The sequence below is a fragment of the Mucilaginibacter phenanthrenivorans genome (assembly GCF_024721155.1).
Classification (GTDB): Bacteria; Bacteroidota; Bacteroidia; order Sphingobacteriales; family Sphingobacteriaceae; genus Mucilaginibacter; species Mucilaginibacter phenanthrenivorans.
On the sequence record NZ_JAHVAP010000001.1, the window covers coordinates 652,320 to 677,606 of the forward strand.

Here is a 25,287-nt window from a genome sequence, read left to right on the forward strand (position 1 = left end):
TTTTTATTCAACAACTATTCCTATGGAATCTGATAAAGCAATATTAGAAAAAGTAAAGGTTTACGGAACCCAGGAATCGAGGGATGCCTATGTGATCAGGGATTTTCTCAATAGAAGCGTCGTAACCTATGAATGGATTCCGGTTACGGATATCAATACATTGCGTTCCCGCTTTCCATTAAGCATCCCGGATGATGGTATTCTCCCGGTTGTTGAATTACCCGGCGGTAAATTGTTATTCGATCCAACTATTGAAAATATCGCTTTTAGCCTGGGTTGGATTAGTAAGCCAAAACATAAGGAATATGATGTGTCGGTCTTCGGTGCCGGACCTGCCGGGCTAAGTGCTGCTGTTTATGCTGCTTCTGAAGGCTTACGCACCGTTTTGGTAGAACGTGAAGCCATCGGCGGACAGGCAGGCACCAGCTCACGTATCGAAAATTATCTCGGTTTCCCCGCAGGCATTACCGGTGCAGACCTTGCTGAGCGGGCCAGGCAGCAGGCAGTGAAGTTTGGAGTAGAGATCCTGCTCATCCGGAAGGGGATAAAGGCACAGTTTATCGATAGCAAACTTCATGTTGACCTTATTGATGGAAGTAAAATAATTACTAAAGCCAATGTTACAGCTACGGGTGTTCAGTATAACCGGCTCGGTTTGCCTGATGAGGATAAATACCTTGATCTGGGGATCTATTATGGCGCCGGGGCCAGCGAGGCTGCCATATGTGCCAACCAACAGGTATTTGTTGTTGGCGGAGGTAATTCTGCCGGTCAGGCGGCGCTTAACTTTGGCGAGTATGCTAAAAAAGTAACCATGGTCATCAGGGGTAAAGACCTGGCGGCAACCCTATCTGATTACCTGCTGAAAAGAATACTGAAGAAGAAAAATATAGAGGTGCTGTACAATTCAACCATCACCGGGTTAAATGGCGATAGTACCCTAAATGAAATTACTGTGACGGATACCGTTAAACAAACAGCCGTTAATTATATTACAAAGTTCGTTTTTGTATGCATTGGGGGCACACCTAATACCATCTGGGCAAAAGATGTCGCCATCGTACGGGATGATGCTGGTTACCTGGTAACCGGGGCGGATCTCTATAAACCGCAATTTTTAAACAGGTGGAATGGTGACTTTACGCCGGCGTTTTTAGAAACAAGTGTCCCCGGTTGTTTCGCAGCAGGTGACGTACGCCATAACTCTATTAAACGGGTAGCATCCGCTGTTGGTGAGGGAGCAATGGCCGTTACTTTTGTACACCGTTATTTAAAAGAAAAACACTCATAAAATGGAAAGCGATATTTGTAAACACCTGAAATCACTGGTAGTAATCCCACCTGATAAATACTTTTGTGAAGAATGCGTTAAAACGGGAAGTCCCTGGGTCCACCTCAGGGCATGTCAAACCTGTGGTGTGGTTTTATGTTGCGATTCTTCGCCAAACCGGCATGCATCCAAACACGCTGCGCACAGTCATCACCCGGTGGTGATATCTGCCGAGCCCCGTGAATACTGGGCATACTGTTATCCGCATGATCAAATGATAGATATTGATCCGTATTGATAGTTTGGGCCGAACTTTCCTCAATAGGTGATATTCTGTTAACCCCAAATTGTATAAAAGTCACTATAATTAATAAATCACCAAGGTGTTTTGGCATCTGTAACAATCTTTGTTGCATTCTAATTGACCAATTAAAGATAAATACAGCACCACCAACAATGCGTTCTGACAGTTTAAAAGCACCCCTGCTCAAAGGGGGTGCTTCTGATTAACTAACTGATCTCATAAGGTTATGATAGAATAAAGAACGACTGAGTTTTTTTAATAGCGCTTGAACTATGGCTTGTGATTGTCCGGGAGTAATTGCAAACGGATGAAATTGGCATCCAGCAGGTGTTTTTTTGCAAACCTTTTCAAATCTTCCTGGTTCACCTGTTCAACCAAATGGATGTCCGATTTAAATTGATCAAGATTATCCTGGTTTTGGAGCTGAGTGGTCAGGTAACCAAGCCACCAGCCGTTGTCCTTAACCTGCAATTCCCGTTGCCTGCTGTCTTCTGCTTTCCACTTTGCAATATTGGCGCTCAGCGGGCCCTCAGTTTTTAATTTGTTTACTTCATCAGTAGCCGAAGCAACGAGTTTGTCTACGTTTTGCGGAGCGCATCCGAAGCGGATGACCAGGCTGAAACGCGATTGGGGGAATTTATTAGTACTCAATGACACATTCGGGCTGTATACACCGCTTTCATCTTCCCGAAGCCGCTCTATCAATCGGATATTCAGCGTTTCCTGGATAGCGTCAAACTGGATCCTGTTCATAGGGGTATCATCAAACAGGCCGGAATAAACGAGCATAACAGTAGCTTTGGGCTCAGAGCCTTTGTAAACGTTTTTGCTGATGCGGCCTTCCGGAATATGGATGCCCAGATCTTTAGGTTTTTCTTCCCTACCCGGGCCCGGTAACGAGCCCAGGTATTTTTCCAATAAAGGTTTTATGGTATCTGTGTTGATATTGCCTGTGAAAACGAAAGTCATTTGCGAAGCATCCGCAAAACGGTCCCGGTATATTTCAAAGGATCTGTTAAGGTTGATACGGCTGAGTTTTTCAACGGACGGACCTGTACGCCTCACATTGTAGTTGCCTAAAACAGCAGTCACAGTGTCTCCGAATACGCTGTTTGGGTCGTTCGCCCGGTTGGCTAAACGTGCCTTGGTACGTGTTATGATGGCTTTAAACACCGAAGTGTCTTTCCGGGGTTCGGTAAAATAAGCATAGGTAAGCTGTAACGCGGTTGCTATATCTTTAGGAGCAGCGCCGCCTTCTATACCCTGATAGCGCTCACCAATGTAAGGTTTGGCATCCAGTTGTTTACCGGTCAAAAATTTATCCAGTTCGGTTGCCGTGTAATTTCCCACGCCCGACGAAGAAATAATGCCGGCCGCATTTGCAGCAGAAGGAGAATCCTCATCGTTGTATAGCGAAGTTCCGCCTGGAGCGAAGGCCCTGAACAGGATCTCATCGTTCTTAAAATCGGTTGGCTTGAGTATAACTTTTACACCATTACTCAATTTTATAGTGGTCAGTCCTAAAATCACATCCTTTTCTTCGCTAATGATCTTGCCTGGTATGGGGTCACGAGCTAACAAAGGGAGTGAACTGGTATGATCTGCATAGGGTTGCAATTGCTCCAGGCCTACGGATTTCATCCAACCCAGAAATGTTTTTTCATCGGGCAAATTACTTTGTTGATTACCCGGGGCAAGCAAAATAATATCACGGTTTGTGGTGCCGATATATTCTTTACCAAGCTGGTATATATCCGCTAAGGTTATGCCAGGTAAATAATTTTTAACCAGCTGGTATTCATAAGCTATTCCCGGTGAAGCCGTACCCTTTAAAAAAAGATCAACATACTCCTGCACATAGGAATCGGAGCCGGTTTTATCTTTTTCTCGCACTGCCGATGCTATTTGAGTAAAATAATTGGTTTTTGCCCTGTCAAGCTCTGTTTGCGTAAAACCAAATCTTTTGACCCTTTCCGTTTCCCGCCAAAGCGCTTTTAATCCTTTTTCCAGTTCGCCCGGTTTGGCTACAACTGTAGTGCTGTAAGTGCTTATGTTGGCCATGAAATTTTTAATACCGGCGTTACCCTGGATAAACGGAGGGTTTGCCTGCTGCGCAAGTTCGGCAAAACGTTCGCCCATCATGCCGTTAAACAAATTGCGTAGTATAATAAACCTGTAATCAGCCGCAGTGTGTAAAGCTCTTGCCTCATGTTTGATCATTATTTCGGCTACGGTCGCGGTTGATTCTTTGTCTGTTAATGCGATAAACTGGTTTTTACCCGTTAGCGGAATAGTATATTTAATCCGTTTTTTTTCATTAACCGGGTTTTTAAGATCGGCAAATTTTATTTTGATGGCATTTTCCATTTTATTTACATCAATATCGCCAACCACTACCAAAGCCTGCAAGTCCGGCCTGTACCATGTATGGTAAAAGCTTCTGATCGTTTCCGGCTTAAAACCATTCAACACCTCGTCGGTGCCGATGGGGCTGCGTTCTGCATAGCGGGAGTTATTCAGGATCATAGGGTAATATTGACGCTGTAACCTTTCAGCGGCACCTTTGCCTAATCTTTTTTCTTCCAGCACCACACCACGTTCCTTGTCAATTTCTACCTGGGCAAGGGTCGCATCCTGAGCCCAATCCCGTATAATCTGAATTCCCTGATTTACCAAGCCAGGCTGGTCTGTTGGAATGGGTAACTGGTAAACAGTTTCGTCATATCCTGTGTAGGCATTGATATCAGCGCCGAATCTAACGCCGGCGTTTTGGAGGTAATTCATCAGGGTATTTTTGGGGAAATGTTTGGAGCCATTGAATGTCATGTGCTCCATAAAATGCGCCAGCCCGCGCTGGTCCTCATTTTCCAATACCGATCCTGCTTTATTAACCAGGTAAAAAATAACACGGTTTTTCGGCTCCGTGTTATGCCGTATGTAATAAGTGAAACCATTTTTTAGTTTACCAGTGCGTACCTTGGGATCAAGTGGTAATAGCTTTACCTGTGCGCAAACCGCTAAGCAGCTTATGCTGCAAATAGCCATTAGAATTATTTTTTTGTTCATAGTTAGAAGTAACTTTGTGTCGAAAAAATGAAATAAAACCGCCCATACACCCGGATTTTTTGCCCGGATGTATTTTGACGATTAAAATGAAAAAGTCGTATTTAACGCTGGTTTTGAGGGAGTTTTGAACCCGTAATAACTTCCTGCGGTATCAATAAGGTGTACCGCGGATCATTAGCCGGCAACGTAAATGTTTTTGTTGCTGCACCTGTTATGATATCGCGTGCCTGGTTTATTGCAAAACGGGTATTCTTGTTTAGCCTGCGCAGATCAGTCCATCTTTGGGCTCGCATAATCAACTCTTTACGGCGTTCTGCCAGTATTTTTGTAAGGGCATCATCTGCATTGGTGGCGGTTATATTTACAAAAGTCCCGGTTACCCACCTGGCTTTGAGTAAAGTATTCAAATCTGCCAGCGCAGCAGTAGCATTACCGGCGCGGGCATAACATTCTGCGCGTGTAATGTAAAGCTCATCTGTAGTTAATCCATTAAACAGGTTGGAGCCTGTTGTTGGTTCGTAATTGCCGGTAAAACGGTAGCTGCCATCGTTGTTTTGCTGGAAGAAGAATATCTTTCTTAAATCGTTGCTATTATAACTGCTTACAAAGTCCGCTTGTATTTTAGCAGTTGTAAAATCTGCCGAACCGCTGGCCAGGAAATCGTTATTAGCCAGGATGGAATGAAAAATGACTTCGGGATTTGTGAAGCGTCTGAAGGGGGCAGGGTTTTCCGGGTCGATAGTGTTAAAATCAAGCAAAGTGCTTTTTAAGTCCAAAGCGGCTTTTGCGTTGATAAGCGCATTCGGATAGTCTTCCATGGATAGGTAAACCCGGGCCAGCATGGCATAAGCGGCAGCCTTATTGGGCCTGGACGATATGCTTGAAGTGGCATTCAGTAATCCCGCTGCATCGGTTAAATCCTGGATAATGCGGTCATATGTTTCCTTTACCGTTCCACGTCCAGGTGTATTATTCACATCAGAAACCAGGTGAATAGGAATACCGGGATCGGATGATGCGGTTGAGCCGTATGGTTTAGCATAAAGCTGCGCCACATTCCAAAAAGAATAAGCCCTCATAAACAAGGCAGAACCTCTCAGGTTATTTATCACCGATTGATCTTCCTTGCCCGCCAGTTTATCCAATGCCTCCAAAATTAGGTTGGCATGGTAAACTTTATTATAAGGGCCAACCCATTGATCAGAACCTGCGCGAATAGAACCGGGTAGCCAGGTATATACACTAAGATCTTCTACGCTGATAAAATCCTGCGTGTTGTATATATCGTCTGTAAGGTAATAATCGTCTGACGAAGCTTCGCCGTCATATGGATAGCCGGTATTGAACAAAGTATAATTATCCAGTAAAAGCTGGCAGTCATTAGCCGTTGTTACGAAAGATTGCAAACTGCTTTTTTTAATGTCCACGTATTTTTGGCATGATGCAAATACCAGGCTTAGCATCATCAGTATCAATATATGTTTATGTAATTTCATGATGATTTTGGTTAAAAGTTAGCAGAGAATCCAATACTGTAGGTTTTTGGAATAGGGTAATCATATACCTCGGGATCAATTCCAAGTTTATTTGCCCGCCAAAGGATGCCCAGGTTTGTTACGTTGGCATACACCCTTGGGTTTTTAATTAACCACCCTTTAGGGGCATTAACTGCGTAGGACAAATTAATTTCCTGCAACCGGATATGATCGCCTTTTAAAACATTAATCTCCGAGTATTGGTAAAAAAGATCCCTGTTTTGATTGGTAGACGAAAACACCGCAGATGGAACATTGGTATGGACTTCATCGCCAGGCTTTTGCCACCTGTTGTTATATTCAGCACCCTGTAGTACCGGCGTACTGCTGTATAAGGCGCTATAGCTCACTATCTGCGAAGCCGGCCGTCTGAAATAATAACCTAACTTGTAAAGGATGTTAGCCGATACCGAAAATGAACCGTAGCTCAATGTATTTCGGAAGGAACCGTAATAAACCGGTACAGCCGAACCGAAATAATGCAGAGTGGATAGCGGCGCATTCTGGATAGCGTTGTAGGCGGCTGTTCCGTCGGCTGTATTTGAAATAGCGGTAGCAACGCCGTTTACATATCCTCTCGGGTCGCCCGTCTTGGGATCGAGGCCTGCCCATTGATAGCCGAAGACACGGGACAAATCGAAGCCTTCATTATATGACCCGGTGCTGTTAGATACCACCTGGCCTGCCAAACTTGCCGCCGTGCCGTAAAGTTTGGTAACTTTTACTCTATTATAGCTAAATAGTAAATTGCTGGTCCACCTGAAATTTCCGGCTTTTACGTTAACCGAGTTAACGGTGATATCCATCCCGTAACCTTTCAGGTCGCCGGTGTTGAATGTGGTGTTAGTATAGCCTGTACTAGGGTCAAGAGCGCCATTAGCCAATAAGTCCTTTGTTCTTTTGTTATAGTATTCTATACTTCCTGAGATCCGGTTTCCCTTTGCTGCAAAATCTAATCCAACGTTAAATATACCGGTCTTTTCCGGGCGCAATAAGCTGTTGGAAACTCCCGAGCTTGCATCGGTATAAGCGTATGGAAGGTTGTTTGTACCGTTAAAGGTGGAGTAGTTGATGAGCGGCCTTGCTAACACGACCGGGTTTACGTTACCATTGTAGCCAAACGTTGCTCTTAACCGCAACATCGGAAACAGTGCCCAATGATAAAATTTTTCCTCGTTAATGGTCCAGCTGCCGCCGAAAGAGTAAAAAGGAGTGCCGCTGTTGTTGGTGCCCTGCCCAAATTCACTCGACAGGTCGCGGCGGAAGCTGCCGGATAAGGTATACCTTCGGTTATAGGTGTAAGCGGCGTTGGCGTAATAACTGTAGGTTCTCACTTTGGTATCCACAAACCCGGTGGTTATCTTGGGGATATACTCGCTGGCATAACCACTAAAATCGGATGCGAAAAGTATAGGTAACAGGTCATGATAATTGATATCGTTAGCGCTTTGCAGGGTGGTTTCATTATAGCCGTAATAGCCGTCAACTTTGGTAATGCTGTAGTTTTGGGCTACGTCTATACCGGCTATGGCCGATAGCTGGTGCTTTTCGTGCCATGTTTTATCATAGTTTAATTGCCCGCGCAAGGTTTGATTGCTGCTTTTAACCAAATTGGTCGTGTATTGGCCCCCCAAAGGCAGGTGATGAACAAATGCAGGTACCGATTCGCCCGTTTGCTCATCAAATGAGTAGGGCGATGTAGTTTGGTAATCATACAGGTTTCGCATAAAAAATGAGTTTTGCCTGTAAAGCGTATTATCATCATTACGCCCCGAATTGTAATTATAAGCTATCTGTGCTGAAAGCCCGTCGATCACTTTATAGTTGGCCTGGAAATTCAGGTTGATATTCTGCGATTTAACTTTATTATAGCCCTCGTTAATGTCATCCAGCGGACGGTATTGGAGACTTTGGATCTTATCGCCATAGGTGCTTGCCAACAGATCTACCAGGCCAGGCCGGTAAGTTTTGGTTACCAGGGCAGGGTTGCCATTATCGTCGGTTAAACGGGTATACGGCTGAAAAACCGAGTTTGTGGCACCGGTAATGGCATTTTCAGGAGCCTGGTCATTGGTATGCTGAACATTGTAGCTGATATTGGCTTGCAGATCCAAGTTTTTTGCCGGCCGTGCCGAAAAGTTTGAAGCCACAACGATGCGGTCGGACCCAGATGATCTTGTATTGTTGATGGATTTATCATAACCACCGGACAGGCGATAGTTCACCAGGGTCGATCCGCCGTCAACAGCCAACGAATAGCTTTGGGTAACGGCGCTGCGCAGGAAGTATTTGGTATAATCCCGCCTGATATCGTTGCCGCGTAAAGCGTCAATCTGCTGGTTGGCCTGCGTAGCTGTAAGCGTGTTTTTATTTTTCCAGGCATCCATGATCTCGGCAACCGGAGATACGGGTTGCTGGCCGTAAAGATCAGAAATACTTACAGCAGGCAATACGCGGTTGGTTTGGGTAAACTGGGCCATTTGCGCGTCAATAAAGTCGGACGTGCTCATGGTTTTATTGTAAAACAAGTTTACCTTTTCGGTAATACTAACATTGCTGTTAAAGCTGATCTGCGTTGGCCGGTTATAAGCTCCTCTTTTGGTTTTGATTACAATAACCCCATTTGCAGCCCTTGATCCCCAGATAGAGGCCGCGGCTGCATCTTTTAATATGGTGACGCTTTCCACATCATTCGGGTTCACTTTATCAATAGCGTAGGGGCTTGCTATACCATCAATAACAACCAGTACCTGGCCGCTGGTATTTCCGTTCAAGTCGGCACCTACCGCATCATTAAGGGTGTTTTTACCACGGATGGTCAGTAATGCCAAAGGCGATTGTTTTGCGTTAGGATTACTGGAATTTGTAGGTCGCAGGTCGTTCCTGAAATCCAGGCTGGTGGTTATTCCCTCCAGCCGCCTGATCAGGTTAGGGTCGGTACTATGCGCCAACTGCTGTTTGGTAACCAGTTCAAAAGAGCCGGTAGCCCTTTCTTTAGGTAAGTCCTGGTAACCCGTTGATACGATGGTTACCGCCTGTATAGCCAGCGACTGCGGTTTTAACTTTATGTTGATCTCTGTAAATCCCCTTATACCAATCGTATCTGTTTGATAGCCGATATAGGATGTGATGAGGTTACCTTCATTGGGGACGTTTTGAAGGAAGTACTTTCCATCGGCATCGGTTACGGCTACTTTTTGAGTTCCTTCTATCTTTACCGAAGCTCCGGGGAGTGGTTCCCCCTTATCATTTGTTACGATGCCGGTAATATTAATAGACGTTAAAAAGTCTTTAACATTGTCAAAAAAAGAAGCCTCCCTTTGCTTAATTACAATGGTATGCTCATCAATAGTATAAGTCAATGGCTGGTCTTTAAATAGCTGTTCAAGAACACTTTTCAGTTCGGCGTCTTTAACATTGATATTGACCAATCTGGCGTCTTTCAATAGCTGGGTAGTGTAAACAAAATTGTAATTGCTTTGCTGCTGAATTTTAAGGAATATTGCTTTCAGGCTTGCCTTTTTTTCTGACAGCGTTATTTGCTGGGCAAAGCTTTTAGCGCTCACCTGCATGATAGTTATCAGAATAATTATGGTGGTTAACCGCATAATCAGCAATAGTTTATGGATGCGCCGTTTGGACACACCAAATTTGCTTGTATAATTTTTATACATTTGTTAAGTCTGTTTTAAGAAGTTAATACGATCTGAAGTTTTATTGACGTAATCCAGGCATTGGCCAGTTGTGTTGCAAGCACTGCTGGCCTTTTGTTTTAAAAGGATCACCGGTGTAGCAGTAATTATTTGGTAACGATAATCCTCCTTCCTGCTACTCTAAAGTGCACTTTATTGGTTAATTCGAGTTTCGTTAATATTTGTGATACATATGCGCCCCGGCTTACCCTTCCTCCAAAGTCATCTGCCGGTTTCTCACCCTCGTAAATCACTTCCACATTATACCAGCGGGCTATTTTCCGCATTACCGATTCTATTTTTTCATCTTCAAAAACAATGTAATTATTCTTCCAGCCTATGGTTTCGTCAACGTTGGCTGCAGCAACTATTACGCCGCCCGAAGTAAGCCGGGCCTGTTCGCCAGGTTTTAGCAATGTTTTGTTGAGCAGGATGCTGCCCTGTAAAAGCGTGGTTTTGGCAACGGGTTCATCAGCATAGGCATTGATATCAAAATGGGTGCCCAGCACTTCAACAACTTGCCCGGCTGAGGAAACCCGGAACGGGACTGCTTTATTTTTAGCAACCTCAAAATAAGCTTCGCCGGTAAGTTCAACATTACGCTGCGTTAAACCGGCAAAGGTGGAAGGAAAAGTAATGGAAGAAGCCGCGTTGAGCCAAACTTTGGTACCGTCTGGCATTAACAATTGATAGGTGCCGCCCCTGGGTGTACTTAGCATTACTTTTTCATTGGCATTTGAGCTATTGTTTTTTGCTGATGTGTCAATTTTACTGCCGTCATTATAAACAAGCCGGGCCGCGTTGATAATAACACCTGATTGGCTATTGCTCAGGTTAACTACCTTGCCGCTGGCAAGGGTTAAGGTGGCTCTGTTGCTGCCTGGGGCTATATCAAATTTAGTATGAGCCAGTTGTGCGGTACCTATTCCGGCGGTTGAATTTCTATTGACCAGGAAATAGGTGACTATGGACAAAAACACGAGGATGGCGGCCGCGGCCGCAATACGAGGCCAGCTGCCTATTTTTCTTACATGGGTATTACCCCCATCTAAATGTTGCCAGGCTGCATTTACCGCGCGTAACCTTTCATCCATCCCCAATTCTTCCAGCCCCGATTCCTGAAAATTAAGGTACCAGCTTTCCAGTAATGCCTTATCATCATCGGTGGCAGTTCCTGATCTGTATCTGTTTAGCAGGTCTTTTACTTCGTTCTCGTCCATTTTAATCGGCTGGTCATCCCTTTTGTATTGTAAGACAAGCTGATGCCCGTGCAGGGGGTATCAGCTTATGAAATTTATTTTCTCTTCCTGCTAATCAGGATAAATGCTCCTAAAGCTACGATTAAGGCCGGCACAATGCCCAGAAAAACCAGCTTAAAAGTAGAGAGTTGTTTTCGCTTTATTTGTAAAGTATCATCTGTTGTCGCAACACGGCTTACATCTACCGGAAACGCGTCATCACAAAACCATTTGAACAGCGATTGGCCATAAGTTAAGTTATAGCCTTTAGGTGCTTTAAGTGCAAGGTTACTTATAAAGTCGGCATCACCGGATACGATGATCTTTTGCTGGCGCGAGTTGATAGTTCTCGAAAGCGCAGCTGCAACCGGGAAACTTCCTTTTTTATCGCCTGCAACAGCATCATAAGTTACTTCTGTGGATGTAAGGTCCGTTTTGCCTGTTTTGTTCCAGCCTGAAGTTGCACTTTCTAATAGCATATTTATCTGGAATTTTTTCTGTTGTTCAAAAGCAATTGCTGCTACCCCCTGCATGGCCACAAAACTATGGGTTTGTTGTAACCGCCCAAAAATGCGATCAATTGCTGGTGCCTGGTTTGCAATTGTAGCGTATACCATATCCGGCGTTTCATTTTTACTTGGTGCTACCAACATGCCATTCATTAATTGCACCCCTAGATAATCCAACAAGGGGTTGAGGATCTGTTGCCTGCCCGGTTCGGCGGTAATGAGCATGTTGCCGCCACGGTCGACATAGTTTTTGATTTTTTGCAATGCTGCATCAGTCAAAGCAGTAGTTGGATCGGCAAGTACCAGCACCGTAATATCGCCGGGAATAACTTGGTTATTTAGGTCGATATTCTCTGCATCAAACCCCTGGTTAATGAGTGATTGGCGGGCGGTTCTGTCATTGATGATCATTTGATAGTTCCTGTCGCCTGTTTTATCAATGCTTCGTTCGTTATTCCCGGTTATAAAACCAATTTTGGGTACGGTTACCACCAGGCGCTTTATGGCTGCGGTTATCTCCGCTTCTTCCGGAAACCGTTTAATTTCGTTATATAAACGCAGCTTACTTGTTTTGCCTTTGTAGTTGAGCACACGAACAAAGGTGTTATTCTCCTTACTAAGATCAATAATTTTACGGATCTCGGCGGGCGGCATAAAATCGTCAAGATCAAGCCCCATATTGTCCGCAACCTTTTCAGCCACCTGTTTTATACTCAAACCCTTGATGTTTCCCTGGTATATCATGTTACGGTTATTCTGGAGGTCGGTAGCATCATAGTAATAAACATATTTCATGGTTAAGCCTGGAATGAAACGCCTATAGTCTGCAAACATATCAAGGTCGCTGTTTCGCGCGGCGGGCAAACCCGAATATACGTCCTGATCAAGCAGGTTTACATAGGTTGTTATGGTTAACGGGCCATTTATCTTTTTTGCCACCTCCTGGCTGTTTTTGGTAAGCGTTCGTGATTTTGTAGCCGTCATATCCAGGTAACCTATCAAAGATGGCCTTGAGCTTACATAGCCCAGCATAAGGGATATTATAACCAATACAACATATTTGCCAGCTTGTACACCCAATGGTTTTGCTTCGCGGCCAGCCTGCAGGCGAAGGATACAAAGCGAAATGAATAATACAATAATGATAATAAAATAAAATACATCTTTAGTGGTAATGAGGCCTTTTAACATGTCATCGGCCCGGCCGGATATGGATAGGAAATAGGTAAGATCTCTTACAAAGTTGATCTCCTGGCCTATACCTCCTACAAAGCGAAGTGCTGCAAATACAGCCAGCGTACTTATGGCAGCCACAACCTGGTAACTGGTTAGGCTTGACATGAACAGGCCGATGGCCGCATAGGTACAAGTTAACAGGAAAAGCCCGATAAGGCCGGATAGGATAAGGGTAAGATCGGCATCCTTTATAGCAATAACCCCAATAATGGAGTAGATGGCAAGTATCAAAATCAGCAGGAAGCCGTAGGTTACAATGGCCAGGTATTTTCCAAAGATGATCTCGCTGATCTTTACGGGCGATGAGAGCAGCAGTTTGATGGAGCCGCTACTGGTTTCCCTGCTCATGAGTCCCATACTTAATAGCGGAATATAGAGGTACAAAGTTTCAGTAATTTTTGCAAACAGGCCGCTTACGCCGGGGAAAGCGGTAAAAGTGAGGTCGCCCATCCGCGAGCCCATCAATAAAGCTTCCTGCACACCTTGCAGCATATTAAAGAAACCCATGCCTGATTGTACCATGAAAATAACCAGTACAAGCCAGGCTACCGGCGAATAAAATAAGATGCTGATTTCCAGTTGAGCGATTTTTATAGTTTTTAGCATGGCTGTTATCGTAAAGGACGGTTAGAGAGTTGGGCGAATATTTCGTCGAGCGAGCTTTTTTCAAGCAGTATCTCACTTAACTGCCAGCCGTTGTTTATGCTGAGTTCAACAATTCTTTTTGAAATTGTACCCGATGCTTTAAACCGGATGCGGATGCTGTTGTCATTCAATAGTTCTGCGCTTGTTACGCCCTCTATAGCTTCAAGCTCGGCGAGCGCAGGGGGGTTATCAAGAGATACAAGCAGCGAGTTGGGTAAGATGTAATTATTGAAAGCATCCATCGTATCTGCAAAAACCATTCTGCCTCCTTCTATCATCCGGATATCGTTACAAGTGGCCTGAACTTCTGAAAGGATATGGGTAGAAAAGATCACCGACCTTTCTTCGGCTATTTCCCTGATCAGCTTGCGTACCTCCAATATCTGTATAGGATCGAGGCCATTGGTGGGTTCATCCAACACAACCAGCTTGGGTTGGTGAATGATCGCCTGCGCGATGCCTACGCGTTGCCGGTATCCGCCGGATAAATTACTAATCAACCGGTGGCTGAAGTGCGTAATACCACACTTCGCCTTTGCCGCTTCAACCGCTGCTTTTACCTGTTTTTTTTCTATATTTCGTATAAATGCGCAGTACCGGAGGTATTCGTCAACAGTAAGGTCGAGGTGCAGGGGGGCATTTTGCGGTAAAAAGCCCAGTAACCGCTTGGCCTGCTCCGGGTGTTCGCGTAAGTTAATGCCATCAATAAAAACCTTTCCTTCTGTTTGGTTGAGCACTCCGCAAAGGATATTCATGGTTGTGGACTTACCGGCGCCGTTGGAGCCCAGTAATCCCAATACGCCTTTTTGGTTTATCTCGAAATTAATATCTCTTATCGCCCAGTTTTTACTGTACTTGTGCGAGAGGTGTTCTACGCTTACTATATTTTTTTTCACCAATTTTGATCAGCGCCTCTTTCTGTGGTTACGTTACCATAGCATCAGGCTTTGGGTGTAAGACAAAGAGGCTCCGCACAAGAGGTATCGGGAAGAAAAATAAAAAACAAAGATTAGCGGATGGTGATTAACAAGTATATATAAACTACTAACCCTAATTTGGAACGGAGCACTCTTAAGGTGTTGGTCATTTGTTTTTTTACTGTTTGCTCGCTGGTACCCATAATTTCAGCAATTTGTTTGTGGCTTAAATGCTGTTTACGGCTTAGTTCAAACACCTCACGCATCCTGGGCGGCAGTGCGGCGATCTCTTTTTCTATTAAGGCTTTAAACAGATTTTCGCGTACCAGATGGTCAGTTACCGTTACATTTTCGGCAGAAAATTGTTGAATGGAGGATACGTACCTGGATTGGACATCCTTGCGTGCAATGCCATTCAGGATATGATTGCGTATGGCGGTGTACAGGTAACCCGATAAATTGCTGCCTAAATTGATAGTTTCTCGTTTAGCCCAGAGCGCGGCGAAAACTTCCTGTAGTGCATCCTGTGCTTCAGCGGTATTACGGGTTTTGTTCCAGGCGTGGTTATGGAGTATGAATTTGTAGCGGTTATAAATTTCGGCGAAAGCAGAGCGGTCGCCGGTTTTTAAAAAACCAGCCAGATCAGCATCTGAATATGCGCTATAGTCTGCCATACTAATTAGTGCGCCTAAATTAAGGAATTATTAAAAAAATGTAACATTGAAAATTATTCTTAATAAGTCGTAACCCTATTACATGGATCGATGCTGAATTTTAAAAGAATGTTATTCTCTAAGCCCTATATCAATTACCCGTTTTTATTGCTTCGTTTAACCGTCAATATGGACGCGAAAATTTACTATGAATTTATTAACTCGCAAACCGGTGATGCCATCGCCCATTTGTCCTTATCTGCAGCTTTGAGTAAAGATGAACAAACCGTGAAATTGGAGCAAAAAAAGTTTGCATTGGCAACGACACATAAACTGAACCTCCTCCTGATTTACTTGCAGGATAAAAATCATCCGACACAATGATTATACAAATGTTGCAGGAAACCATTGTAATCCTCATTCGTGCAAAATGCCCCTTCGATTGGGGCCGATCTTGTTTAAAAGACATATCGTGGTTCACCTGCCGGAAACTGAGGGCGATTTCCTGTCACCAATTCGGTCAGTTGGTTTGACGAAACAAAACTGAGGACGGGAAATCCGGCCTTGCTGAAAGATACTTACAGGCAATTAAAATTTGCAATGGAAAAAAGGGAGATCATAACAGTAGACTTCGTTTTCGTCGCAATGTAAAGCCATTTGGATTCATTTTGGCAACAGTAATGGTATTTTATGCTGTACTTGCTATTTCAGCGAACCCCGGCCTTTTCTGGGTGCCTGATTTTCAAAATATTAAACCAACAATCAATTACCTAAATGATAATGCCTTTAATATGTTTAGCCTTTTTAACCCGGCACATAAATCTACCGAATTGTATGAATCTGTGGCAAATCTCAAGCGGTCATTTGCCTTTTATACTTGGTTTTTTTAGAGCGTCTGCTATTATCCTATTTTCTTTTTCAAATATTGATCGCTTTCCGGAAATATGCCAAATAAAGTTCATCCGATATTGCCTTGACAGGCATGATTAAATTTCCTTTTTTTTATCCATATTCGAAAAAAAATCAACCTTATGCCCGCCACCGCCCTTGCGCTTTACCGCCGAAAGAAAGGACTGACCCAGGAACAGCTTTCTGAACTATCCGGCGTCACCAGCCGTACCATCCAGCGGATAGAGAAAGGGGCGGTCGTGCCGCATGTGCAGACGCTGAAGATCCTGGCGGCCTGTTTGGATATTGAGGCGGAAGTGCTGATGGATGAGCCGGAAGGCAGCGCCCCTGCGACGGCTGCAAAACCTGCTACGCTTAGCCCGCTGTTTCATGTGGCTGCGCTATTGGGTTTAGGCATGCCTATATTGAACATCATCCTGCCTTTTATTTTATGGCTGTTCAAAAGAGATGCGGATCAGGCTTATGACCGGCAGGGGAGGCAGGTACTCAATTTTCACCTGACGATGAGCATCCTTTTCTTTCCGTCCATCGTGCTGATGGTTTATTTTTTCCCGCTGGGCTTCCCTTTGACGATGCTGGTCTATTTGTTTATGGTCGTGATGACCCTGGTCAATCTTTTCCGAGCCATTAATCTAAAAAAAATCAATTATCCGCTGTCCTGGCGCTTTTTGAAGCTGTAAAGGCCGATTTGTCGCGCTGGTGTCGGGCAGGTGTCGTTGCGGACAAGGGTTTTTCGCCGGAGATTTGTAGAAAAAAATAACCCGATGAAAAAGTTAATCTATTTACTGGCCTGCTGCTTTGGCCTGACCGCAGCTTCCGCGCAAATGATCGCATCTGTTCAGCACCTGGACGGAAATTCCGTTACGGCCAGCGCATTGAGCGCAAGAATAGCGCATATCGCCGACAGTGCGAAGGTCGCCGGCCTGCAGGTAGCGATCATTCATAATGGTCAAATTGCCTACACCAAAAGTTTTGGCTATAAGGATACCGAAAAACAGCTCCTGCTGGATGACAGCACCGAGATGTACGCGGCATCATTAACAAAAGTGGTGAGCGCTTACTTGTTCCTGCGACTGGTAGATCAGGGCATATTCAGCCTTGACGAGCCGGTTCATCACTACCTTAAACTATCCATAGGCCAATACCCGAAATGGCAGGATCTCGCAGGCGACACGGCTGCCTTTAACCGCATCACCCCGCGCATGCTGCTCACACACAGTTCCGGTATGCCGGTGCTCCGGGGCATGTACGGCAACAAGGTCAGCCTGATCTCCCGGCCGGGCGAAAAGTTCTATTATTCGAACGAAGGAATGAACCTACTGGGTTTTATGATCGAGGAGTATACCGGTAAAAGGCTGGAGGACCTGGCCAGGAAAGAGGTGTTCGCGCCCTTACAAATGAGCCATACCAGCATGATCTGGGAAAGTGCCTTTGAGAAGAATTTTTCTTTTGCTTATTTCAAGGATGGCAAGAAGTATGGTTCAGAAAGAAGAGAGAATGGCAGGGCAGCAGGGTCGATGACCACCACCGCTGCCGATTACGCCAAATTTGTGATCAACCTGATGGCGCACAAGGGCCTGTCCAAGCGCTTGTACAGACAGATGCTGTCGCCACAGTTCATGGTCCGCAGCAAGCGCGGCTTCGGTCCGCTTAGAGACAGCATTACAACCGACAATGACCGAATCAAGCTGGCCTGGGGGCTGGGGACAGGCCTTTGCCATACCCCTTACGGCCCTGCTTTCTTTCATGCCGGTCATGGTGACGCGAACCAGAACTATTTTATCGCCTTTCCGAAAAAAGGTATCGCCGTAGTCATCCTAAGCAATAGCGAAAATTTCGAGGGGGCTTCGCAAGCCATCCTGGAGTCCTGTATCGGTGACCATTATTCACCATTGGCCTGGCTGGGTTACCTGGGGAACTAGTCAAAATTAATCGCGTTTGATGCTGATGGGTAATTGCAGCGTCCGGCAGACAGATTCTGATCTTCTGCGTACCGTATCTGGATAGGAGTTACTATAGCAAAAAAAAATGGCTGGCCCGGGTTTTTAATTTGTTTCAAAGCTACCGAAATATCAGGAATAACCTTATACCACACCTTCGGTTCGACCAACCCGCTTACTCCCGGCACTGCCGGTTACGCTACCGATAGCGCATTAATCTTTTGATCAGTTTAATCCCGCCTGCTTAACCGGGATGATTTGTAAGGTATCAATCCCATTTGAGTTAATAAATAGGTTTAAAATCCCGCCATCCCGCCTATACGGAATTCTATGTTCATTATTTTTGTCCGATAGATACAGTACAGTGTCTGTTATCCTGTATTGATAAACCGAATCGGAAAAATACGCTTTGGCAAGTTTTGGATTGAGTAAAAGCGAATGGTCACTCGTAAAGTTAAAGGCATAACTTTCACCATCTGTTGCAGCAACCAACCGGCCGCCGTTTTTTTTCATATCGGATTTTACTTTGAATCCAGCGACAGCATATTTTCCGGATAATTTAGTGGCTTTGGTGGAAGTATTCTGCTTGCAAGAAAGAACAACAACTAAGGATAGTAAGAACAGGAGATGTTTCATTATTTCGGTTTAAGTTTGACTGAATGTATTTAAAAATTAAAATTACCATCATTCCGCAATTAAATAAATGGACTTTTTGGCATTTAAGATGGATTATTCAACAAGAAAATAGCGAATGATTGCCAATAAGCCTGTTATCAGAAGGTATAAAAAGCAGGCAGTCGGAACTACAAATAAAAAGGCAGTGAACTGGTACTGGGCCGTAAGGGTATCTCCCCATTACTATAATATTGAAAGCGAGATAACTCGGTTTGTTGAAGTTACCCGCATGCGACGGTTTTGACTACAAGCTAAGGTTTTGGCTACAACACGCGTGGATTAGCCTACTTTTACGCTCCCGTTTCTGCCCACCTTTGCATATCATCTAATTACATAAAATATGAAAGTATTCGTCACAGGCGCAACGGGCTTTGTAGGCTCAGCCATCGTTCAGGAATTAATTCATTCCGGCCACCAGGTTATTGGCCTTTCCCGCAATGAAGCGTCGGATAAGAAACTTATAGGAGCTGGTGCGCAGGCGCATCGCGGTGATCTTAATAATTTAGACAGCCTGCGAAGCGGAGCTACCGCCGCCGATGGCGTAATCCACACCGCTTTTAATCATGATTTTTCGAAGTTTAAAGAAAGCTCTGAAAACGACCAGCTCGACGTAAAAGAGGCCGTGGAACGGAACATTGCGACCATGTTATTGAATGCGGATAACGGCCGCGCCAGGCACCGGCTCCTGCAAATAAAAAATGCGCTGGAATCACCGTATAGCGGACCGGAGATCCCTAAATTATAAGTCTATGGCAAAATTATTCGTTGTTGGTTTTCCGAAGGACAGCACGGACGTTGAACTGCTGGAAATGTTCAGCGTTCATGGAACGGTTAATTCTATTACGATTGTCACCGATCAGCAAACCGGCGCAAGCAAGGGCTATGGCTTTGTAGCCATGACCGATAAAGCAGGTGCAGACCGAGCAGTCTCGGCGCTGGACGGTATGGCTATGGGTGACCGGAAAATGAGCGTCAGGATAGCAGAGACAAAAAATGCGGCCGATGGGCCGGCACCTGCCGAACCAAGAGCCAAAAGACCGAGGCGGGCGCGCTGAGCGTAGTTTACAAACTTTGCAGGTGGCCCCGCCTTTCCGGGTGGATTTCCTTGCTGAAGCGGGCCAGTAGAGCTTTGAGTTTGGGACCAACGATATTTTGGCAAAACGGTTTGGTGGGATCCTTGTAATAATAATCCAGGTAATTTTCTTCGTTCAGTTTAAATGATTGAAAGGGGAGTACCTGCGTGATGATGGGCTCGTTAAAATCGGCTTGCAAATTTTGCAGCGCCAAATTTGCAGCAGTAGCTTGTTCTTCTGTAAAGGTGTAAACAGCGGACCTATATTTGATGCGCATATCATGGTTGACGGTACAGCTGTGGGTATGCAAATGAACTGCAATGAGTGTTTTCAGGCTTATTGCATTAGGATCGAAATTGACGATCACCGCTTCAGACGGATCAGCATCTTCTCCATCGGCAGCGATCCAGCCTTGTTCAACGGTTGTGACACCTTTTAGCGACCGGAAGATCGCTTCGGTACACCAGTGACAGGATCCGCCGAGGCCAATTCTTTGCATGGGAGCAAAATTACGAAGAAACGGCATGAACCACAAGCGTTTTGGTTATGTGAAAAGACGTTTTGGCTATAATGTGGCTATTGGGTTTGCTGACCGTTCTGGTCTATCAAATCATATATGAAAATTGTATTAACAGGCGCTTTGGGCAATATCAGCAGTCACCTGAAGCTGATTGATAACACCAAACACTATCGACAACAAACCTGTCGATAAGCGAGGTGGCTTACGAGCTCGGCTTTGAACATCCCCAGTCCTTTAGCACGTTATTTAAATCGAAAACCAGTTTGTCGCCGCTGGAATTCCGGAAGTCGGTTAATTAATCGGTTTTATGTCATTTTTACTATCAAATTGACATATCGGAAAATCCCGATATATATTGCGACATGGATCAACTGGAGATATTCAAGGCACTTTCCAATAAAAGCCGTTTGCAGATACTGAACTGGCTGAAGGACCCGGAAAAGAACTTTCCTGACCAGGGGCAATACGGCTACGACAATGGCGTTTGTGTCGGGCAAATCCAGCAAAAGGCAGGACTGACACAATCTACCGTATCCGAATACCTCACGACCCTCCAGCGTTCGGGCCTGGTTACCGCAACCCGTGTCGGGCAATGGACCTATTACCGGCGCAACGAGGAAACTTTCGCCGCCTTAAGCAAACTAATCGAATCTGACATTTAAGATTATATACTATGGAAAACAACAGCTTGTTCAGGCCCTTTAGCCTGAAATCCTTACATATTAAAAACCGCATTGTCATGGCGCCCATGACGCGTGCCTTCTCGCCCAATGGTGTTCCAACTGCTGATGTGGCGGCCTACTACCGCAAACGCGCGGAAGGCGAAGCCGGCCTGATCCTTTCGGAGGGAACGGTCATCAACCGCGCTTCCTCATCTGCCGACCCTAATATCCCGCATTTTTATGGCGAAGCTGCCCTGGCCGGTTGGAAAACGGTGGTCGAGGGCGTACACGCCGAAGGCGGTGCTATGGGGCCGCAGATCTGGCACCAGGGCATTTCCCAAAATCATCACTCGGGATGGCTGCCGCCGGTTCCCTTCGAAGGGCCGTCGGGCCTGAACAATCCGGATTTCAGCAACGGCAACACCATGACCGAAAGTGATATTGCCGACACGATCGCCGCCTTCGGACAAGCTGCGGCAGACGCCAAAGCAATGGGCTTTGACTGCGTGGAGATCCATGGCGCGCACGGCTACCTGATCGACCAGTTCTTTTGGGAAGGCACGAATAAACGTACCGATATTTTTGGCGGCAAAACTTTGCCGGAACGCAGCCGTTTTGCCATTGAAGTTATTAAGGAAGTCCGTAAAAGGGTAGGTGAGGACTTTGCGGTTATTATCCGCCTGTCGCAATTCAAGCCATCTGCTTATACCTATCAGCTGGCTAAAACGCCGGAGGAACTGGAAGCCTGGATAAATCCGCTGGCTGATGCAGGGATCGATATTTTTCATTGTTCGCAGCGCCGTTTTTGGGAACCTGAATTTGAAGGTTCCGACCTGAATTTTGCAGGCTGGGCCAAAAAGGTAAGCGGCAAAACGACTATCACGGTTGGTTCGGTGGGCCTTTCCGGTGACTTTTTCGGCTCCTTTGCCGGTGAAAGTTCGGAACCCAGCTCGCTGGATGAACTGCTTCGCCGCCTGGACCGGGGTGACTTCGACCTGGTTGGCGTGGGCAGGCCGATATTGGCCGATCCTTTCTGGCCGAAAAAGATCCACGAGGGCCGACTGGGCGAATTGAGGAATTTCACTAAAGCAGCGATGGCTGAACTGATCGTTAGCTAACCATAAAATGAGTATAAAAGCATTAAAAGATATCGCCTATTCCGTGCTGGACCTGGCGACCGTCGTTGAGGGGTATTCTATAGCGGATACTTATCATAAGAGTTTAGAAAATGCCAGGCAGGCGGAAGCCCTGGGTTATTCGCGTTACTGGTTCGCCGAGCATCATAACATGATCTCCGTAGCCAGTTCAGCGACGTCATTGTTAATCGGTTATATCGCCGGCAATACGGACAAGATTCGCGTGGGGTCAGGTGGCATCATGCTGCCGAATCACTCCCCGCTGGTGGTGGCAGAGCAGTTCGGCACGCTGGAAACCCTATATCCCGGTCGGATCGACCTGGGTTTAGGCCGTGCGCCGGGCAGCGACCAGGCAACCGCCCAGGCTATCCGGGGGCAGAATATGAACGCTGCTTTTTATTTCCCAAAGGATGTGGAAGCTTTGCAGCGTTATTTTTCGGCGGATAACTTTGATGGCAAGGTAAGGGCGATCCCGGGCGAGGGCCTGGATATCCCGATCTGGATATTGGGTTCAAGTACCGACAGCGCAAAACTTGCTGCTGCCAAAGGTTTGCCCTATGCGTTTGCCAGTCATTTCGCGCCGGCTTACTTCAAAGAGGCGATTGCGATCTACAGGGATAATTTTCAACCGTCGGCACAATTGTCCAAGCCTTATGTGATGGCTTGCGTGAATGTCGTAGCGGCTGATACCGACGGAGAAGCAGGATATTTAGCTACGTCAGTTAAGCAAATGTTTATGGGGGTTATTACCGGTAGAAGACAGCTCCTGCAACCGCCGGTAGATGATATGCAGACTGTTTGGAGTGTTTTTGAGGAAGCGGCGGTGATGGAAATGCTGGCTTATTCGTTTATTGGCAGTAAAGAAACGATAAGTAAAAAGCTGGTTGATTTTGTCGAAGAAAACGGCCTGGATGAGATTATGGCTACTACCCACGTTTACGATCACAAGGCTAAACTGAAATCCTTCCGTTTATTTGCGGAGGTAATGAAATTAGCTTAATTTAGGGTATGGAAGAACCAGAAAAACTGGAGCGGATTATCGAGGCGAGGATGAAGCTCAAGGCACGATTTGAAGAAAAAATGACCTCGATACCTTCTGTCGCTGATGACACCCCAAAAGGTTCCGGCAAACCGAACAGGCACGGCATGCCCACGCTGCCAATTGGCCAGACAGTCACCTATAAATGGCCGGTGCTTGACCTGGGGCATCACCCTAACATCCCGCTGGATAAATGGCGGCTGACAATAGACGGCGCGGTGGAAAACCCGGTCAGGCTGAGCTGGAAGGATTTTATGGCGCTGCCGCAAACCAAAGATACCTCTGACTTTCACTGTGTGACTACCTGGTCGAAACTGGATATGCACTGGAAAGGGGTGAGCCTGCTGGACCTGGCTGCGCTGGTACACCCAAAAGAAACCGCAACACACATCATTTGCTACGGTTATGATACTTATTCGACCAATATGTCGCTGGAAGAAGCACTCAAGCCTGATGTGCTGTTGGTGCATACTTTCGACGGGCAACCCTTAGCCAAAGAACACGGCGGGCCTTGCCGCATGATCACGCCGCAACTCTATGCCTGGAAAGGTTCCAAATGGATCAAGCGGATAGAGTTCCTTACGGCTGATAAACGCGGCTTTTGGGAGGAGCGGGGTTATTCCAATACCGCTTATCCCTGGCGGAATGACCGTTATGACGACTAGATGGCCTCCAAGCCGACTTTTTTGAATAAATACGTTGCTATCCAACACCTGGCACGAAGCCCACGCCCGCCAAACGCATTAAAAATATACAAAAGCCTAATCAGCGGGACCGGGGTTTTGCAATAAATTATTGCCTAAAATCTTTGTTATCTACCACCTCGTAATAAGTTTGCCTTTAACTTAGTGCTGGTTGGGGAATTCAGCATAACAAAAAGGATTTCCGCCCCTGGAAATGGCAATATTACTGAAGCTATATTTATTAGAGTTGGAGAACGATAAATATTACGTCGGTCAAACGGATAACCCTGATTTCAGGTTTAGCGAACACCTTTCGGGAAAGGGTGCGAAGTGGACCAGGCTGCACAAACCGCTGCATATCCTGTTAACGAAAGAATTATCGGTTGATAGCCCGGCGGAAGCGATGCTGCACGAAAACTGGATGACGCTGCAGCAAATGGAGCGTTTTGGCTGGGAAAACGTCAGGGGCGGCGATTTTACCATTGTCGAGTCATACAGGCTGCAGGAGCGGCTGGAACACATTTACGATTTTGAGCTCAATAAAATAAGGTACTATGTTGCCGGTTGCCATTACCTGTTTGGCACCTGTGACGATTGGCACGTGTATGTGCTGGAGTTGGAGAATGACTGCTATTATATAGGTAGTTGCCAGCGCCTGGGAAAATCACTTGGCGAACATTTTAGTGGAAAGGGAATTGCCTGGACGCGTGACAACCGGGTACTCAGGGTGTGTGAGATGATTACAATCAAGCCGGATGCGGGGAGTTATCTTGAGTTGAAGAACCGGCTGCTGATGGATTATATCAGGCAGTACGGTTGGGAAAACGTGCGGGGAGGGCAGATGCCGGGGAAAGGATAGGTTTAATTTCCAGTATCGTTGAAAATAATGAAACTCCCGGAAAAATGATCATAAGAAGGTTGATAAATAACATAATTAAATGCTGTCAGATCACTAATACATCGGTGATAAGTGGAGATGGATTGAATTTTTGCCATGGGCATTAATTTTTTCCGGGAAATCCTCACTTTGTTTCCTGCGCCTGTCTGCCTTAATAGGTTGTACATTGCAGTAAACAATGAAATGTGAGAAGGCAGCAAGCGCTCGTCGCAGCTTGCTTTATCTAAAAAATCGAAAAGAATATCTTTTTGATCGCTCATCGTGTAACCTTTCCTTCCAGCATTTTTTGAACATCATCGGCTTTATAGTAGAACGTGCTGCCCACTTTTGAGAATTTCAGAACGCCTCTTATGCGCAGGCGCTGCAACGTGTTGGGTGAAACGTTGAGCATTTTCCTGACCGCGCAGCTCTTTAACCATTGATTATTCTTTTGGGGTTGTTGCTTCAATGCAGCCAGAAGTTCCTGCAACAACTCGTTTTTAAATACATACAGATCTTCCTTAGTTATAAACTCTATTGTCATCATGAAAAATTTGGGATAGCAAAGTTCTGGCAAGGTGAGTTAGCAAAAAGGTAGGAGCAAGGTTGGCAACCTAAAATATTAAATCTGAAGATTTTTCTTGTGTTTTTAGGGCGGAATTTGTACCTTTATTTAACGATTCAAATAAGCCTCAAAATGTCATTGCA

The 25,287-nt window shown here is 45.6% G+C and carries 23 protein-coding genes and 1 pseudogene; 13 read left to right on the forward strand and 11 right to left on the reverse strand.

Features of this window, described 5'->3' with window-relative positions; all coding sequences use genetic code 11:
- Positions 1–22: 22 nt before the first annotated feature.
- On the forward strand, positions 23–1,291 hold the full coding sequence (locus KXD93_RS02740) for an NAD(P)/FAD-dependent oxidoreductase (RefSeq protein WP_258135328.1): 1,269 nt from the start codon (positions 23–25) through the stop codon (positions 1,289–1,291).
- A 1-nt stretch (position 1,292) separates the two neighbouring features.
- Positions 1,293–1,568 carry a UBP-type zinc finger domain-containing protein gene (locus tag KXD93_RS02745; RefSeq protein WP_258135329.1) on the forward strand — a complete coding sequence of 92 codons (276 nt, stop codon included), beginning with the start codon at positions 1,293–1,295 and terminating at the stop codon, positions 1,566–1,568.
- Between the two features lie 276 nt (positions 1,569–1,844).
- Here the strand turns inward: KXD93_RS02745 and KXD93_RS02750 are convergent, their stop codons facing one another.
- From KXD93_RS02750 to KXD93_RS02780, 7 genes are all read right to left on the reverse strand, one after another.
- Positions 1,845–4,640 carry a M16 family metallopeptidase gene (locus KXD93_RS02750; protein ID WP_258135330.1) on the reverse strand — a complete coding sequence of 932 codons (2,796 nt, stop codon included), beginning with the start codon at positions 4,638–4,640 and terminating at the stop codon, positions 1,845–1,847.
- A gap of 101 nt (positions 4,641–4,741) precedes the next feature.
- A complete protein-coding gene (locus KXD93_RS02755; RefSeq protein ID WP_258135331.1) occupies positions 4,742–6,136 on the reverse strand; it encodes a RagB/SusD family nutrient uptake outer membrane protein in 1,395 nt (464 codons plus the stop codon).
- Between the two features lie 11 nt (positions 6,137–6,147).
- Positions 6,148–9,849: a SusC/RagA family TonB-linked outer membrane protein gene (locus KXD93_RS02760; protein WP_258135332.1), complete on the reverse strand. Its 3,702-nt coding sequence runs from the start codon at positions 9,847–9,849 to the stop codon at positions 6,148–6,150.
- A gap of 125 nt (positions 9,850–9,974) precedes the next feature.
- Positions 9,975–11,087, reverse strand: coding sequence for a FecR family protein (locus KXD93_RS02765; protein ID WP_258135333.1), 1,113 nt, complete (start codon positions 11,085–11,087; stop codon positions 9,975–9,977).
- Positions 11,088–11,161: 74 nt separating this feature from the next.
- Positions 11,162–13,456 carry a Gldg family protein gene (locus KXD93_RS02770; protein ID WP_258135334.1) on the reverse strand — a complete coding sequence of 765 codons (2,295 nt, stop codon included), beginning with the start codon at positions 13,454–13,456 and terminating at the stop codon, positions 11,162–11,164.
- A gap of 5 nt (positions 13,457–13,461) precedes the next feature.
- A complete protein-coding gene (locus KXD93_RS02775) occupies positions 13,462–14,391 on the reverse strand; it encodes an ABC transporter ATP-binding protein (RefSeq protein ID WP_258135335.1) in 930 nt (309 codons plus the stop codon).
- 113 nt (positions 14,392–14,504) lie between these two features.
- Complete coding sequence (locus KXD93_RS02780) at positions 14,505–15,086, reverse strand: RNA polymerase sigma factor (RefSeq protein ID WP_258135336.1); 582 nt, start codon at positions 15,084–15,086, stop codon at positions 14,505–14,507.
- 108 nt (positions 15,087–15,194) lie between these two features.
- Between KXD93_RS02780 and KXD93_RS02785 the strand changes: the two genes are divergently transcribed.
- The 3 genes from KXD93_RS02785 (at position 15,195) to KXD93_RS02795 (ending at position 17,896) form a co-directional block, all read left to right on the forward strand.
- Complete coding sequence (locus tag KXD93_RS02785; RefSeq protein WP_258135337.1) at positions 15,195–15,449, forward strand: hypothetical protein; 255 nt, start codon at positions 15,195–15,197, stop codon at positions 15,447–15,449.
- Between the two features lie 647 nt (positions 15,450–16,096).
- Entirely contained in the window at positions 16,097–16,654 is a 558-nt protein-coding gene (locus tag KXD93_RS02790; protein ID WP_258135338.1) for a helix-turn-helix domain-containing protein, read from the forward strand.
- Between the two features lie 84 nt (positions 16,655–16,738).
- Positions 16,739–17,896: a serine hydrolase domain-containing protein gene (locus KXD93_RS02795; RefSeq protein WP_258135339.1), complete on the forward strand. Its 1,158-nt coding sequence runs from the start codon at positions 16,739–16,741 to the stop codon at positions 17,894–17,896.
- A gap of 243 nt (positions 17,897–18,139) precedes the next feature.
- Here the strand turns inward: KXD93_RS02795 and KXD93_RS02800 are convergent, their stop codons facing one another.
- The gene (locus KXD93_RS02800; RefSeq protein ID WP_258135340.1) at positions 18,140–18,427 is read right to left on the reverse strand and encodes a hypothetical protein; all 288 of its coding nucleotides are present in this window, start codon (positions 18,425–18,427) and stop codon (positions 18,140–18,142) included.
- A 502-nt stretch (positions 18,428–18,929) separates the two neighbouring features.
- On the opposite strand from KXD93_RS02800, the gene KXD93_RS02805 reads away from it, so the two are divergent.
- A complete protein-coding gene (locus tag KXD93_RS02805) occupies positions 18,930–19,334 on the forward strand; it encodes an NAD-dependent epimerase/dehydratase family protein (RefSeq protein ID WP_258135341.1) in 405 nt (134 codons plus the stop codon).
- A gap of 4 nt (positions 19,335–19,338) precedes the next feature.
- Positions 19,339–19,644, forward strand: coding sequence for an RNA recognition motif domain-containing protein (locus KXD93_RS02810; RefSeq protein WP_258135342.1), 306 nt, complete (start codon positions 19,339–19,341; stop codon positions 19,642–19,644).
- A gap of 7 nt (positions 19,645–19,651) precedes the next feature.
- Here the strand turns inward: KXD93_RS02810 and KXD93_RS02815 are convergent, their stop codons facing one another.
- Complete coding sequence (locus KXD93_RS02815; protein ID WP_258135343.1) at positions 19,652–20,161, reverse strand: peptide-methionine (S)-S-oxide reductase; 510 nt, start codon at positions 20,159–20,161, stop codon at positions 19,652–19,654.
- A 182-nt stretch (positions 20,162–20,343) separates the two neighbouring features.
- On the opposite strand from KXD93_RS02815, the pseudogene KXD93_RS02820 reads away from it, so the two are divergent.
- The 6 genes and pseudogenes from KXD93_RS02820 to KXD93_RS02845 form a co-directional block, all read left to right on the forward strand.
- Positions 20,344–20,481 (forward strand): annotated as a pseudogene (locus KXD93_RS02820) (helix-turn-helix domain-containing protein); the annotation flags it as partial.
- A gap of 63 nt (positions 20,482–20,544) precedes the next feature.
- Entirely contained in the window at positions 20,545–20,844 is a 300-nt protein-coding gene (locus KXD93_RS02825; RefSeq protein ID WP_258135344.1) for an ArsR/SmtB family transcription factor, read from the forward strand.
- An 11-nt stretch (positions 20,845–20,855) separates the two neighbouring features.
- On the forward strand, positions 20,856–21,962 hold the full coding sequence (locus tag KXD93_RS02830; RefSeq protein ID WP_258135345.1) for an NADH:flavin oxidoreductase: 1,107 nt from the start codon (positions 20,856–20,858) through the stop codon (positions 21,960–21,962).
- Between the two features lie 7 nt (positions 21,963–21,969).
- A complete protein-coding gene (locus KXD93_RS02835) occupies positions 21,970–22,980 on the forward strand; it encodes an LLM class flavin-dependent oxidoreductase (protein ID WP_258135346.1) in 1,011 nt (336 codons plus the stop codon).
- 8 nt (positions 22,981–22,988) lie between these two features.
- A complete protein-coding gene (locus KXD93_RS02840) occupies positions 22,989–23,684 on the forward strand; it encodes a sulfite oxidase-like oxidoreductase (RefSeq protein ID WP_258135347.1) in 696 nt (231 codons plus the stop codon).
- Between the two features lie 232 nt (positions 23,685–23,916).
- Complete coding sequence (locus tag KXD93_RS02845) at positions 23,917–24,561, forward strand: GIY-YIG nuclease family protein (protein WP_258135348.1); 645 nt, start codon at positions 23,917–23,919, stop codon at positions 24,559–24,561.
- A gap of 2 nt (positions 24,562–24,563) precedes the next feature.
- On the opposite strand, the gene KXD93_RS02850 is transcribed toward KXD93_RS02845, so the two are convergent.
- Positions 24,564–24,860, reverse strand: coding sequence for a hypothetical protein (locus KXD93_RS02850; RefSeq protein WP_258135349.1), 297 nt, complete (start codon positions 24,858–24,860; stop codon positions 24,564–24,566).
- Complete coding sequence (locus KXD93_RS02855) at positions 24,857–25,126, reverse strand: helix-turn-helix domain-containing protein (protein WP_258135350.1); 270 nt, start codon at positions 25,124–25,126, stop codon at positions 24,857–24,859. The genes KXD93_RS02850 and KXD93_RS02855 overlap by 4 nt, the downstream gene beginning before the upstream one ends.
- Between the last annotated feature and the right edge of the window lie 161 nt (positions 25,127–25,287).

What these genes read in the sequence shown, in the direction of transcription:
- KXD93_RS02740 (WP_258135328.1), top strand. Translation starts at nt 23, where the DNA reads ATGGAATCTGATAAAGCAATATTAGAAAAAGTAAAGGTTTACGGAACC.
- KXD93_RS02745 (WP_258135329.1), top strand. Translation starts at nt 1,293, where the DNA reads ATGGAAAGCGATATTTGTAAACACCTGAAATCACTGGTAGTAATCCCA.
- KXD93_RS02750 (WP_258135330.1), bottom strand. Translation starts at nt 4,640, where the DNA reads ATGAACAAAAAAATAATTCTAATGGCTATTTGCAGCATAAGCTGCTTA.
- KXD93_RS02755 (WP_258135331.1), bottom strand. Translation starts at nt 6,136, where the DNA reads ATGAAATTACATAAACATATATTGATACTGATGATGCTAAGCCTGGTA.
- KXD93_RS02760 (WP_258135332.1), bottom strand. Translation starts at nt 9,849, where the DNA reads ATGTATAAAAATTATACAAGCAAATTTGGTGTGTCCAAACGGCGCATC.
- KXD93_RS02765 (WP_258135333.1), bottom strand. Translation starts at nt 11,087, where the DNA reads ATGGACGAGAACGAAGTAAAAGACCTGCTAAACAGATACAGATCAGGA.
- KXD93_RS02770 (WP_258135334.1), bottom strand. Translation starts at nt 13,456, where the DNA reads ATGCTAAAAACTATAAAAATCGCTCAACTGGAAATCAGCATCTTATTT.
- KXD93_RS02780 (WP_258135336.1), bottom strand. Translation starts at nt 15,086, where the DNA reads ATGGCAGACTATAGCGCATATTCAGATGCTGATCTGGCTGGTTTTTTA.
- KXD93_RS02785 (WP_258135337.1), top strand. Translation starts at nt 15,195, where the DNA reads ATGTTATTCTCTAAGCCCTATATCAATTACCCGTTTTTATTGCTTCGT.
- KXD93_RS02790 (WP_258135338.1), top strand. Translation starts at nt 16,097, where the DNA reads ATGCCCGCCACCGCCCTTGCGCTTTACCGCCGAAAGAAAGGACTGACC.
- KXD93_RS02795 (WP_258135339.1), top strand. Translation starts at nt 16,739, where the DNA reads ATGAAAAAGTTAATCTATTTACTGGCCTGCTGCTTTGGCCTGACCGCA.
- KXD93_RS02800 (WP_258135340.1), bottom strand. Translation starts at nt 18,427, where the DNA reads ATGAAAAAAAACGGCGGCCGGTTGGTTGCTGCAACAGATGGTGAAAGT.
- KXD93_RS02805 (WP_258135341.1), top strand. Translation starts at nt 18,930, where the DNA reads ATGAAAGTATTCGTCACAGGCGCAACGGGCTTTGTAGGCTCAGCCATC.
- KXD93_RS02810 (WP_258135342.1), top strand. Translation starts at nt 19,339, where the DNA reads ATGGCAAAATTATTCGTTGTTGGTTTTCCGAAGGACAGCACGGACGTT.
- KXD93_RS02815 (WP_258135343.1), bottom strand. Translation starts at nt 20,161, where the DNA reads ATGCAAAGAATTGGCCTCGGCGGATCCTGTCACTGGTGTACCGAAGCG.
- KXD93_RS02825 (WP_258135344.1), top strand. Translation starts at nt 20,545, where the DNA reads ATGGATCAACTGGAGATATTCAAGGCACTTTCCAATAAAAGCCGTTTG.
- KXD93_RS02830 (WP_258135345.1), top strand. Translation starts at nt 20,856, where the DNA reads ATGGAAAACAACAGCTTGTTCAGGCCCTTTAGCCTGAAATCCTTACAT.
- KXD93_RS02835 (WP_258135346.1), top strand. Translation starts at nt 21,970, where the DNA reads ATGAGTATAAAAGCATTAAAAGATATCGCCTATTCCGTGCTGGACCTG.
- KXD93_RS02840 (WP_258135347.1), top strand. Translation starts at nt 22,989, where the DNA reads ATGGAAGAACCAGAAAAACTGGAGCGGATTATCGAGGCGAGGATGAAG.
- KXD93_RS02845 (WP_258135348.1), top strand. Translation starts at nt 23,917, where the DNA reads ATGGCAATATTACTGAAGCTATATTTATTAGAGTTGGAGAACGATAAA.
- KXD93_RS02850 (WP_258135349.1), bottom strand. Translation starts at nt 24,860, where the DNA reads ATGAGCGATCAAAAAGATATTCTTTTCGATTTTTTAGATAAAGCAAGC.
- KXD93_RS02855 (WP_258135350.1), bottom strand. Translation starts at nt 25,126, where the DNA reads ATGATGACAATAGAGTTTATAACTAAGGAAGATCTGTATGTATTTAAA.